Here is an 11,656-nt window from a genome sequence, read left to right as displayed (position 1 = left end):
AATAGTCGGGTATGACACACCTCGAATCACAGCCCGCGCTTACAGGCGCGTTTTTTTCGTGCGCCTGACGACTCGCGGCCGCTATGCGGTAACGTCCATGCTGGACCTGGCGCTGCACCAGGGCGAGGGGCCCATTCCCCTGGCCGGCATCTCCGCGCGCCAGGACATCTCCCTGTCCTACCTGGAGCAGCTGTTTTCCCAGTTGCGTCGCGGCGGCCTGGTGCGCAGCGTGCGCGGCCCCGGTGGCGGCTATCACCTGGGCAAATCCGCCGGCGAGATCAGCGTGGCGGAGGTGATCGAGGCGGTCAACGAGAGCACTGACGCCACCCGCTGCCAGGGCAAGGGCGACTGCCAGAAGGGCAGCACCTGCCTCACCCACCACCTGTGGATGAACCTCAGTGACCAGATCCACGCATTTTTGCAGGGCATTTCCCTCAAGGACCTGGTGGAACGGCAGGAAATCAGGGTCATCGCCCTGGAACAGGAGGCGCGGGTGACGGCCTCCGACACCCACCAAGCGGACATCATCGCCGAATTGGGACAGGTCTAGTCCGCTCCCGCGGGCTGGCAGTACACAGACAGGTCAACCACTATGTCGCAGCAACAGATTGATCGCGCTATCTCGAAAGAGTATGCCGCGGGCTTCACGACCAATATTGAGTCGGACACCCTTCCGCCCGGCCTCAACGAGGACGTGATCCGCTTCATTTCCCAGCGCAAGGACGAGCCCGAATGGCTGCTCGAATGGCGCCTTGAGGCCTACCGCGACTGGCTGAAAATGACGGAGCCGAGCTGGGCCCATGTGAACTACCCGCCAGTAAAATTCAATGAGATCTCCTACTTCTCCTCTCCCAAGGGCCTGAAAGACCGCCCCAAGAGCCTGGATGAAGTCGATCCGGAGCTGATCGACACCTACAACAAGCTCGGCATTCCCCTGCACGAACAGGAGGCACTGGCGGGCGTGGCGGTGGACGCGGTGTTCGACTCAGTGTCAGTCACCACTACCTTCCGCGCCAAACTGGCCGAAGCCGGGGTGATCTTCTGCTCCATTTCCGAGGCAGTGAAGGAGTACCCGGAGCTGGTGCGCAAGTACCTGGGCAGCGTGGTGCCGCGCAAGGACAACTACTACGCCGCCCTGAACAGCGCGGTGTACAGCGACGGCTCCTTTGTCTACATCCCCAAGGGCGTGCGCTGCCCGATGGAGCTGTCCACCTACTTCCGCATCAACGAGCAGAACACCGGCCAGTTCGAGCGCACCCTGATCGTCGCCGACGAGGGCAGCCATGTGAGCTACCTGGAAGGTTGCACTGCACCCATGCGCGATGAGAACCAGCTGCACGCGGCAGTGGTGGAACTGGTGGCCCTGGACGGCGCCGAGATCAAGTACTCCACCGTGCAGAACTGGTATCCCGGCGACGCCGAGGGCAAGGGCGGCATCTACAACTTCGTGACCAAGCGCGGCGTGGCCCATCGCGACGCCAAGATCTCCTGGACCCAGGTGGAAACCGGCTCTGCCATCACCTGGAAGTACCCCAGCTGCATCCTGCGCGGCGACAACAGCGTGGGCGAATTCTACTCGGTGGCGCTGACCAACAACGCCCAGCAGGCGGATACCGGCACCAAGATGATCCACCTGGGCAAGAACACCCGCTCCACCATCATTTCCAAGGGCATTTCCGCCGGCAAAAGCTCCAATGCCTACCGCGGGCTGGTGCGCATGAGTCCGCGGGCCGAGGGAGCGCGCAACTACACCCAGTGCGACTCCCTGCTGATTGGTGACAAGTGCGCCGCCCACACCTTTCCCTACATCGAAAGCCGCAACCCCAGTGCGGTGGTGGAGCACGAGGCCACCACCTCCAAGGTCAGCGACGACCAGCTCTACCTGTGCCAGCAGCGCGGCCTGGATGCGGAGAAGGCCGTGTCGATGATCGTCAACGGCTTCTGCAAGGAAGTGTTCCGCGAGCTGCCCATGGAGTTCGCCATGGAGGCCGGCAAGCTGCTGGAAGTGAGCCTGGAAGGCTCCGTAGGATAATTGAGAGAGATGAACATGCTGAAAATCGACAACCTCCACGCCCGGGTGGACGACAAGGACATCCTCAAAGGTCTCAACCTGGCGATAAAGCCCGGCGAAGTGCACGCCATCATGGGCCCCAACGGCTCCGGCAAGAGCACCCTCGGCCACGTGCTGGCGGGGCGCCCCGGCTACCAGGTGACCGCCGGCAGCGCCACCCTGCTGGGGCAGGACATTCTCGACATGGATACCGAGGAGCGCGCCCACCTCGGCCTGTTCCTGGCCTACCAGTACCCGGTGGAAATTCCCGGCGTGTCCAACATGGAATTCCTCAAGGCCTCGGTCGACGCGGTGCGTGAAGCCCGCGGCCAGGAAGCCATCGACAGTGTCAGCTTCATGAAGCGGGCGCGGGAAATCAGCAGGGAAGTGGACCTCGACCCGGCCTTCCTCAAGCGCGGCGTCAACGAAGGGTTCTCCGGCGGCGAGAAAAAGCGCAACGAACTGATGCAGATGATGCTGCTGGAACCGAAGCTGTGCATCATGGACGAGACCGACTCGGGCCTCGACATCGACGCCCTGCAGGTGGTGGCCAAGGGCGTCAACGCCATGCGCAATGAAGAGCGCTCCTTTGTGCTGGTCACCCATTACCAGCGTCTGCTGAACTACATCGAACCGGATTACGTCCACGTACTGGCCGGCGGGCGCATTATCAAGTCCGGCGACAAGTCCCTGGCCCTGGAACTCGAGGCAAAAGGTTACGCCTGGCTGGAGGACGCCGCCTGATGAGCGACTTCATGCAACAGCCGCTGACGGCCGCCGCGGAGACCGCGCCGCCCTGGCTGGCCCAGGTGCTGGAGCGCGGCCGCGAGCAGTGGCGGGCGTCCTCCCTGCCCAATCGCAAGACCGAGGCCTGGAAGTACAACAACCTGCAGGCCCTGCAGCAGTCCTTTACCGCCGTGGACCGCCATGCGGCGCCCAGGCTCGGCAATATCAGCTACCCGGAACTGCCCGGCAGCACGCTGGTGTTTGCCGACGGCCTGTACCGGGAGGAGCTGTCGCATATCGACCTGCCCGCCGGTGCCCGCCTGCAGCGCTTCAGCGAGGCCGATGAAGCCACCGCCAGCCAGATTACCAACCTGCTCGGCACTGCCGTCAATCAGGCCCGGCACCGCTTCGCCGCCCTGAACGAGGCCACGCTCACCGACGGCGTATTCCTGCAGGTGGACGCCAATACCGTGCTGGAACAGCCCGTGCACCTGGTGTGGCTGACCAGCGGCCAGGGAGAGGCTGTGTCCGTCAACCAGCGCCTGCTGGTGCAACTCGGCGCCAACAGCCAAGCCAGCGTGGTGGAAACTTTCTGCAATGCCAACACGGGTGGCACCGCCTTCACCAACGGCATCAGCGAACTGCTGCTGGGTGACGGCGCGCGCCTGGATCACTACCGCCTGCACCTGGAACAGGGCGAGGCGGCCCACATCGGCGGCGTGCACGCGGCGCTGGCCGGCAACAGCACCTTGAACAGTTTCCACCTGGCCCTCGGCAGTCGCCTCAAACGTATCGACCTGGTGGCGGAACACCGGGGCCAGGGTGCCCACTGCGAACTCAACGGCATCTACCTGCCGCGGGGCGAAGAGCAGGTGGACTACCACACCTGCATCGAGCACGCGGTGCCCCACTGCACCAGCAGCGAGACCTTCCGCGGCATCATCGGCGACGAGGCAACCGCCATCTTCAACGGCCGTATCCACATCCACCCGGATGCCCAGAAAACCTGCGCCGAGCTGTCCAACAAGAACCTGCTCACCAGCAACCGCGCCGAGGTGAACACCAAGCCGGAACTGGAAATCTACGCCGACGACGTGCAGTGCGCCCACGGCGCCACCGTGGCGCAGATGGATCCGCTCACCCTGCACTACCTGCGCACCCGTGGCGTACCGAAGGACGAGGCCGAGGTGATGATCAGCTACGGCTTTATCAACGAACTGGTGGACGGCGTGCGCTGCGAGCCCTTGCGCGACTTCCTCAAGCCGCTACTGGCCCGGCGCTTCGCCCGCAACGAAAAGCTCACTCGCCATATCCTGGAAGAGAAGAGCCTGGACGGCAGCAATGCGTAGCGCCGAGTCTCTCAAATTGCCGGCCTTTGACGCCGAACGCCTGCGCGCCGACTTCCCCATCCTGCAGCAGGAAGTGAACGGGCACCCGCTGGTCTACCTGGACAATGCCGCCACCACCCAGAAGCCTGAAGTGGTGATCGAGGCCATCGCCAACTACTACCGCCGCGACAATGCCAACGTCCACCGCGGCGCCCACGCCCTGTCGGATCGCGCCACCGCGGCCTTCGAGCGGGCGCGGGACACCGTGGCCCGCTTTATCAACAGCCCCACCGCGCGGCAGGTAATCTGGGTGCGCGGCACCACCGAAGCCATCAATCTTGTCGCCCACAGCTGGGGCCGCAGTGAACTGGGCCCCGGCGACAAAGTGCTGGTGTCCTACCTGGAGCACCACTCGGACATCGTGCCCTGGCAACTGGTCTGCGCCGCCACCGGTGCGGAAGTGGTAGCCATTCCGATTCTCGAGTCCGGCGATATCGATATGGCGGCGCTGGACGAGTTGCTCGACGAGCGCGTGAAGCTGGTGGCGGTCAACCACGTGTCCAACGCCCTTGGCACTGTCAATCCGGTGAAAGACATTGCGGCCAAAGCCCACGCGGTGGGCGCAAAAATCCTGGTGGACGGCGCCCAGGCGGCCGCCCACGGCATGGTGGATGTGCAGGCGCTGGACTGTGACTTCTACGCCATCTCCGGGCACAAGCTCTACGGCCCCACCGGCATCGGCGCCCTGTGGGGGCGCGAAACCCTGCTGGAGGCCATGCCGCCCTTCCTCGGCGGCGGCGAAATGATCGAGACAGTGAGCTTCGCCGGCACCACCTTCAACACCCTGCCCTTTAAATTCGAGGCCGGCACCCCCAATATCGCCGATGCCATCGGCCTCGCCGCCGCCATCGACTACCTCGACGGCATCGACCTGTCCGCCGCCGCGGCCCACGAGCGGGCGCTGCTGGCGCAGTCACTGGAGCTGGCGAAACAGGTAGAGGGGCTGCGCCGGATTGGCGCGCCGAACGAAGCGGTGGGTATCTTCAGCTTCGTGCTGGACGGGGTTCACCCCTCGGATCTCGGCATGCTGCTGGACCAGCAGGGCATTGCCGTGCGCACCGGCCACCACTGCACCCAGCCGCTGATGGATTACTACCAGGTGCCCGGCACCGTGCGCGCCTCCTATGCCCTGTACAACACCGCGCAGGACGTGGAGCGCTTGTTTGAAGGCATTCACAAAGCCGTACGGCTTTTTCGCTAGGAGTTTGTCATGTCGGTAGAAAGTTTTGACGTCAGCCGCGACGCCATCTCCGTGTCAGAGGCGGCGGCCAGGCACCTCAAGCAACAGCTGGAAAAACACGGCGGCAACGGCGTGCGTATCAGCGTGAAAGAAAGCGGCTGCACCGGCTTCATGTACGTGATGGACGAGGTGGAGGCCAGCGAGGACGGCGACCTGGTGATGAACCTGGACAATGGCCTGCAACTCTACATCGACCGCGCCTCGCTGCCGGTGCTGAAAGGCACCGAGATCGCCTATGAGAAAGAGGGCATCAACCGCACCATCAAGTTCCACAATCCCAACGTCACTGCCGCCTGCGGCTGTGGCGAAAGCTTCAGCGTCAACTGAGACCCGATTCATGAGCGCCCAGGAACGCACCCTGCTCACCACCACCCGGGACTGCCCCGGTCGACTGGTGCCCGTGGGCACCCCGGTGACCATCCCCGCCCACACCTTCGTCACCCTGACCCAGTCGCTGGGCGGCAATTACACCGTCATCCACCACGGCAACATGGTGCGGGTGGACGGCACCGATGCCGATGCCCTGGGCCTGGAGCCCCTGAAGCTGGCCTATGACGCTCCCGCCGACGGCCAGATCAGCGAAGACCAGGTGTGGGACGCCCTGCATACCGTCTACGACCCGGAAGTGCCGGTGGACCTGGTCAATCTGGGCCTGATCTACAAGCTGGCCATCGACCAGGACAGCGGCACAGTGACCATCCACATGACCCTGACCGCGCCGGGCTGTGGCATGGGCCCGGTGCTGGTGGGCGACGTGGAATACCGGGTGGCCCAGGTACCCCATGTGCAAGACGTGCAGGTGGAACTGGTGTTCGACCCACCCTGGAGCCGGGAGATGATGTCCGAGGAAGCCCAGCTGGAAACGGGGATGTTCTGATGAGCGACAACCCCTTCGGCAACAGCATCACTGCGGAAGATATCGTCGACACCCTGTCCTTCTTCGACGACTGGGAAGAGCGCTACAAGTACATCATCGACCTCGGCAAGGAACTGCCGCCGATGAGCGAGGCCAAGCGCACCGACGAGCGCAAGATTCGCGGCTGCCAGAGCCAGGTGTGGATCGATACCCAGGTGGAAAACGGTCGCCTGCAGATGGATGTGGATTCCGACGCCTTCATTGTCAAGGGCCTGCTGGGCGTAGTGCTGGCCGCCTACAACAACAAAGCTCCCGCCGATGTGCTGGCCTTCGATATCGACAGCTACTTCAATGAGCTGGACCTGCTGAACCACCTCTCCCCGACCCGCGGCAACGGCCTGCGCGCCATGGTGGCGCGCATCCGCGAGATTGCGGCGGCCGCTGAAGCAGCCTGAGTTTTAGCGCCACTTCCCGCAACACCCAGCAATCTCCTTCTGCCAGCCTCCCGCTGCCCCCGTACGGGCAGTGGCGCCCCCCATTGACGCCTGCCCACCGGGGCGACTAGCATTAATGCGACCACATTAAATAAGAGCAGAATCATGCCCACCATGACCGCCGCGCGCATACATGCGCCACAGGATATCCGCCTCGACACGGTCGACATTCCCCGGATCGGCCCCCGGGATGTACTTGTGCGCGTGGTGCACTGCGGCATTTGCGGGTCCGACCTCAGCTATTCGAAGATCGGCGGTATCCCCGGCGCCCACCTGCCCTTCGCCTTTGGCCACGAGTTTTCCGGCACCATTGAAGCCCTCGGCGAGCAGGTCACACATCTGCAGGTGGGCGACCGGGTGGTAGTGAACCCGGAGGCCGGCGGCAACGGCATTGGCAGCGACGGGCTGCGCGGTGCCTTCGCCCCGCTGGTGCAGGTGCGCAATGTCACCCCGGACTCGGGTTCCGTCTTCAAATTGCCGGACCATCTGGACTTTGAAATTGGCGCCCTGGTGGAACCCCTGTCAGTGGGCATGCACGCCGCCAACCAGGGCAGGATCGGCGCCGGCGACAGGGTCGTGGTGATGGGGGCCGGCCCCGTGGGGCTGGCAGCGGCCATCGGCGCGCGCCACCTCGGCGCCGCATCAGTCTGCGTGGTGGACCGGTCCGAGCACCGACTGGGCGTTGCACGACAACTGGGATTGAATTCGCTGGCCGCCGACGGCAACCCGGCCGCACTGGCGGAAGGCCTCAAGGCCCTCCACGGTACGGTGCAAAACGACCCTCGCCTCGGCGAACAGCCGGCCACCGATGTCTACATCGAAGCCACCGGCGCCGGCCCGGTGTTCCAGCAGATTTGCGCCACTGCCCGCAAGGGTGGGCGCATCGTGGTAGTGGGCGTTCACTTCGCGCCGGTAGAGCTGGACATGGTCAACCTGTTGATGCGGGAACTGCAGATCACCGCCGCCATGGAGTACCCGGTGGAATTCCCCCAGGTCATCGACATGCTGTGCAACGGCAGCGTCGATGTGCGGCCGCTGGTGAGCCACCACTTCCCCCTGTCCGACTTCGACACCGCCTTCGCCCAGGCCCAGCGCCCCGACGAAGCGGTGAAAGTCCTGGTGGACTGCCAGGCCTGACCCCGCCAACCGAGGAATCTTCATGCGCGAACCCATCTACAAAACCCGCCCGGTAGCTCCCTCTGCCGCCACCTTCAACCAGCGCTGCCGGCGCATCAATGACTTCATCGTACTGGCCGAGGCCTGCTCCAACGTCTACCTGCTCGAAACGCCCGCCGGCAACATTCTTGTCAACAGCGGCATGGGCTTCGAAGCGCCGGTGATTGACCACAACCTCAAGCAGCACAGCCAGGGCGACATCAAGTACCTGGTCACCACCCAGGGGCATGTGGATCACCTCGGCGGGGTACAGTACTTCCGCGACCGCCACCCGGGCCTGGTTTACATCGCCCAGGCCGGCAACCCCGAGCACCAGGCCTACGACGCGCGCCTGCAGCCCTTTCGCGCCGCCCGCTCTGCCTTCAGGTTCCAGGCGGATTTCGCCGAGGTGTTCAAGGGCTATGCCGCCGCCGGCTACACCGATATCAACCTGCAGGACCACCCCACGCCGGACCAGACCTTTACCGAGCGGCAAACGCTGGAGCTGGGCGGACTGACCCTGGAACTGATCGCCGTGCCCGGCGCCGAGACCAATGATTCGCTGGTGATCTGGCTGCCCGAACAGCGCATTGTGCTCACCGGCAACCTGTTCGGCTGCCCCTTCGGCCACTTCCCCAACCTGTCCACCATCCGCGGCGATCGCTACCGGGACGCCCTGGTCTGCGCCGCAGCAGCAGAGGTGGTGCGCGACCTGCAGCCCGAGCTGCTGCTCTACGGCCACCACGACCCGGTGCAGGGAGAGGCGCTGATCCGCGCCGAACTGACGGCCTACCGCGACGCCATTCACCACGTACACGACGCAGTGGTGGCCGGCATGAATGCCGGCAAGCCCCTGCACCAGTTGCAGCAGGAGATCACGCTGCCCGCCGAATGCGAGGTCGGCGAAGGCTACGGCAAGGTGAACTGGGGCGTGCGCGCCATCTGGGAAAACTACGCGGGCTGGTTCAAGCACGACTCCACCACCGAGCTCTACAGTGTGCCGCGCTCTGAAGTGAACGCCGACCTGGTGGCGCTGGCCGGCGCCGCCGCGCTGGTGGAACGGGCCCAGGAACGCCTCGATGCCAATGAACCGGAAGCCGCCCTGCACCTGCTGGACATCGTGCTGGGCGCTCAGCCGGACAACCCCGAAGCGATCGACCTCACCATCCGCGTGCATGAAAGCCTGCTGCAGGCGGCCCGCGATTTCAAAACCACCGGCAACTTCTGGTTTGTGGGCTGGCTGGAAAACCAGATCAAGTTGCTGCGGGGCGGCAGTACACCCGCGCTGGAGAATGTCTGAGCGCGGCGGCCCATCGCATCGGCTTTAGCGATAAGGGATAGCGGTACTATCCACTTTTACTCATGGCGGCAGGGCGCTAGAGTAGCGCCTTTTTTGCCGCACACAGCCCGCCAATGCCCACACCGCTACAGCCTCTGGAATCGCCCGAACAGGTCTCACTCACTATCCGGCTCAGGCGGGCAACCGCCAGCTTCCTCGGCATTGGCCCCGGCAATACGTCGCACCGGGAGAAACTGCTGTCGGCCATCGGCGCCTTTATCGGCATCCTCTGCCTGAACCTGGCGGCGCCGCAATTGTGGGGCGAGGCCGGCATGCTGATCGCCACTTCTATCGGCGCCTCCACGGTACTGCTGTTCGCCATTCCCCACGGCCCCCTGTCCCAGCCCTGGCCGGTGTTGCTGGGCTACAGCGTGTCCGCCGCTATCGGTGTGAGCTGCGCCCGTTTTATCCCCGACCCGGCACTGGCCGCGGCCTGCGCGGTTGGCGGTGCCGTGCTTGCCATGCACTACCTGCGCTGCCTGCATCCTCCGGGCGGGGCCGCCGCACTGGCCGCCGTGGTGGGCGGCGAACAGGTGCGCGCGCTCGGCTACGACTACCTGCTGAGCCCCATTCTCTACAATGCCCTGCTGATGGTGGCGGTCGCAGTGGCCTTCAACATCTGGTTTCGCCACCGCCGCTACCCCACCCACCTGTCCCACATCGGTACCCGCACGCCCGTCGCCACCAAAGCGGGCGCCGCCGGCACCGGCCAGCAGGTCACCCACGAAGACATGGCCTGGGCGCTACAGCAAATGGATCTCTATGTGGACGTATCGCCAGAGGACCTGTGCGAACTGTTTGAACTGGCGGGCGAACACGCCCGCGACAGCACCGCCGCCGAGGTCGCCATCGTGCCGGATGCCTACTACAGCAACGGCCTCACCGGCTTCCAGTGGCAGGTATTGCGGGTAGAGGAAATCGCCGACGCCGGCAACGAGCGCCGCGCGCGGGTGTACTTCCAGGTAGTACATGGCCCCTCCCTCGGCGAACACAGCTCGCTGCCGCTGAAGGACTTTCGCCAGCACGCCCGCGTGCGGGTGCGCCGGGAACAGGGGCACTGGATCAGAGAGGCGGCCGGGCGCTAGGCGCGCCCGGCCCGCACCGGCATCAGGCAACCAGTTCCTCGGCGGGGCCGAAGAATTCGAAGTGCACCTGGCCGGCCGGCACACCCAGTTCTTCCGCGATGCGCCGGGCCTGTACCATGAAGGGTTTGGGACCAAGGAAGTAATAGTCCACATCCCGCTCCTCCCCGAGTTGCCCGGCCACCAGTTCGGCACTCACCAGCCCTTCCACATGGGGCTGGCACTCGGGCCGCGGTTCATTGTAGACATAGCAGGTGCGCAGGTTGTCGTTGGCCGCCGCCAGGGCATCCACATGACCGCGGAAGGCGTGGGCACCGCTGTTCAGGGCGGCGTGAATGAAGTGAATACGGCGACCGCTGCCAATGGCGCTGTTCAGCATGCTGATGGCGGGGGTGATGCCGACACCGCCGGTGAGCAGAACCAGCGGACGCTCGCTGTCGCGCAGCACAAAGTCGCCGCAGGGCGGCAGTAATTGCACCCGGTCACCGCTTTGCAGCTGGTCGTGGAGGAAGCCCGATACCACCCCCTGCGGCTCGCGCTTGACGCTGATGCGGAAGGTATCGCTGCCCGGTGCGTCCGACAGGCTGTAGTTGCGGCGCACACTCTGGCCGCCGATATCCAGCAGCACAGTGATGAACTGGCCGGGAGCGTAGTCCGGCAGGGCACCACCGTCACAGGGCCTGAAGTAGAAAGATGTAATAACTTCGCTCTCGGCTTCGCGGCGCACCAGCTCGAAGTCGCGGGTGCCGCGCCAGCCGCCGGGCTTCTGCTCGTTGCTACGATAAACCGATTCCTCGGCGGCGATCAGCAGATCCGCCAACTGCCCGTAGGCCGCGCCCCAGGCCGCCAGAATTTCGGGAGTAGCGGCTTCACCCAATACCTGGGCGATGGCGGCCAGCAGGCACTCGCCTACGATGGGATACTGGTCCGGCTGGATGCCGAGCGCACAGTGCTTCTGCACGATGCGGCCGACGGCCTCGTCCAGCACGCCGAGATTGTCGATATTGGCGGCGTAGGCCACCACCGCATTGGCCAGCGCCCGCGGCTGACTGCCGCTACCCTGGTGGCTCTGGTTGAAGTAAGGAATCACTTCGGGATAGCGCTCGAACATCAGCGGGTAGAAGCACTGGGTGATCTGCTCGGCGTGCTGCTGCACGGCGGGTACGGTGGCCTTGATAATGTTGATGGTGGGCGCGTCTAGCATGGCGTTACCTCTTCTGGTCTGTCAGCTTCGGGGCCCGATGCCCCGACACTTCTCCTAGTCAGGTTTCGTGCCAACTCCGGAAACCCGCACGGCTAGTGGTTTATGGGTCGGACAAGGTCAAA

Annotated in this window: 12 protein-coding genes; 11 read left to right on the top strand and 1 reads right to left on the bottom strand. The window is 64.6% G+C overall.

The features are described 5' to 3' along the window. The first annotated feature begins 58 nt into the window (after positions 1-58). The 11 genes from FVW59_RS00935 to FVW59_RS00885 all read left to right on the top strand — a co-directional run bounded on the left by FVW59_RS00935 (position 59) and on the right by FVW59_RS00885 (position 10,333). Entirely contained in the window at positions 59-550 is a 492-nt protein-coding gene (locus FVW59_RS00935; RefSeq protein ID WP_148062372.1) for an Rrf2 family transcriptional regulator, read from the top strand. A gap of 42 nt (positions 551-592) precedes the next feature. Next, positions 593-2,032, top strand: coding sequence for a Fe-S cluster assembly protein SufB (gene sufB / locus FVW59_RS00930; RefSeq protein WP_148062371.1), 1,440 nt, complete (start codon positions 593-595; stop codon positions 2,030-2,032). 15 nt (positions 2,033-2,047) lie between these two features. Continuing rightward, complete coding sequence (gene sufC / locus FVW59_RS00925; RefSeq protein ID WP_148062969.1) at positions 2,048-2,794, top strand: Fe-S cluster assembly ATPase SufC; 747 nt, start codon at positions 2,048-2,050, stop codon at positions 2,792-2,794. Further along, a complete protein-coding gene (gene sufD, locus FVW59_RS00920; RefSeq protein WP_148062370.1) occupies positions 2,794-4,125 on the top strand; it encodes a Fe-S cluster assembly protein SufD in 1,332 nt (443 codons plus the stop codon). Before sufC ends, sufD begins: the two co-directional genes overlap by 1 nt. Next, entirely contained in the window at positions 4,118-5,365 is a 1,248-nt protein-coding gene (locus FVW59_RS00915) for a cysteine desulfurase (protein WP_148062369.1), read from the top strand. Before sufD ends, FVW59_RS00915 begins: the two co-directional genes overlap by 8 nt. A gap of 9 nt (positions 5,366-5,374) precedes the next feature. Beyond that, positions 5,375-5,731: a HesB/IscA family protein gene (locus tag FVW59_RS00910; RefSeq protein ID WP_148062368.1), complete on the top strand. Its 357-nt coding sequence runs from the start codon at positions 5,375-5,377 to the stop codon at positions 5,729-5,731. 10 nt (positions 5,732-5,741) lie between these two features. Further along, positions 5,742-6,281 (top strand): putative Fe-S cluster assembly protein SufT, encoded by a 540-nt coding sequence (gene sufT, locus FVW59_RS00905; RefSeq protein ID WP_148062367.1) that lies wholly within the window; start codon positions 5,742-5,744, stop codon positions 6,279-6,281. Then, positions 6,281-6,715: a SufE family protein gene (locus FVW59_RS00900; protein WP_148062366.1), complete on the top strand. Its 435-nt coding sequence runs from the start codon at positions 6,281-6,283 to the stop codon at positions 6,713-6,715. Before sufT ends, FVW59_RS00900 begins: the two co-directional genes overlap by 1 nt. Positions 6,716-6,859: 144 nt before the next feature. Further along, positions 6,860-7,891 (top strand): zinc-dependent alcohol dehydrogenase, encoded by a 1,032-nt coding sequence (locus FVW59_RS00895; RefSeq protein ID WP_148062365.1) that lies wholly within the window; start codon positions 6,860-6,862, stop codon positions 7,889-7,891. A 22-nt stretch (positions 7,892-7,913) separates the two neighbouring features. After that, positions 7,914-9,209, top strand: coding sequence for an alkyl sulfatase dimerization domain-containing protein (locus FVW59_RS00890; protein WP_148062364.1), 1,296 nt, complete (start codon positions 7,914-7,916; stop codon positions 9,207-9,209). Positions 9,210-9,322: 113 nt separating this feature from the next. Next, entirely contained in the window at positions 9,323-10,333 is a 1,011-nt protein-coding gene (locus tag FVW59_RS00885; RefSeq protein WP_148062363.1) for an HPP family protein, read from the top strand. A 22-nt stretch (positions 10,334-10,355) separates the two neighbouring features. Here the strand turns inward: FVW59_RS00885 and hmpA are convergent, their stop codons facing one another. Then, positions 10,356-11,534: an NO-inducible flavohemoprotein gene (gene hmpA / locus FVW59_RS00880; RefSeq protein ID WP_148062362.1), complete on the bottom strand. Its 1,179-nt coding sequence runs from the start codon at positions 11,532-11,534 to the stop codon at positions 10,356-10,358. Between the last annotated feature and the right edge of the window lie 122 nt (positions 11,535-11,656).

This window comes from Parahaliea aestuarii (assembly GCF_008064635.1).
Classification (GTDB): Bacteria; Pseudomonadota; Gammaproteobacteria; order Pseudomonadales; family Halieaceae; genus Parahaliea; species Parahaliea aestuarii.
The sequence above is the reverse complement of the archived record's forward strand: the minus strand, read 5'-3'. Positions and strand labels throughout refer to the sequence as shown.

Bases quoted from the DNA above. Each gene is read 5' to 3' on its own strand.
- sufB (WP_148062371.1), top strand. From the start codon at position 593: ATGTCGCAGCAACAGATTGATCGCGCTATCTCGAAAGAGTATGCCGCG.
- sufC (WP_148062969.1), top strand. From the start codon at position 2,048: ATGCTGAAAATCGACAACCTCCACGCCCGGGTGGACGACAAGGACATC.
- sufD (WP_148062370.1), top strand. From the start codon at position 2,794: ATGAGCGACTTCATGCAACAGCCGCTGACGGCCGCCGCGGAGACCGCG.
- FVW59_RS00915 (WP_148062369.1), top strand. From the start codon at position 4,118: ATGCGTAGCGCCGAGTCTCTCAAATTGCCGGCCTTTGACGCCGAACGC.
- FVW59_RS00910 (WP_148062368.1), top strand. From the start codon at position 5,375: ATGTCGGTAGAAAGTTTTGACGTCAGCCGCGACGCCATCTCCGTGTCA.
- sufT (WP_148062367.1), top strand. From the start codon at position 5,742: ATGAGCGCCCAGGAACGCACCCTGCTCACCACCACCCGGGACTGCCCC.
- FVW59_RS00900 (WP_148062366.1), top strand. From the start codon at position 6,281: ATGAGCGACAACCCCTTCGGCAACAGCATCACTGCGGAAGATATCGTC.
- FVW59_RS00895 (WP_148062365.1), top strand. From the start codon at position 6,860: ATGCCCACCATGACCGCCGCGCGCATACATGCGCCACAGGATATCCGC.
- FVW59_RS00890 (WP_148062364.1), top strand. From the start codon at position 7,914: ATGCGCGAACCCATCTACAAAACCCGCCCGGTAGCTCCCTCTGCCGCC.
- FVW59_RS00885 (WP_148062363.1), top strand. From the start codon at position 9,323: ATGCCCACACCGCTACAGCCTCTGGAATCGCCCGAACAGGTCTCACTC.
- hmpA (WP_148062362.1), bottom strand. From the start codon at position 11,534: ATGCTAGACGCGCCCACCATCAACATTATCAAGGCCACCGTACCCGCC.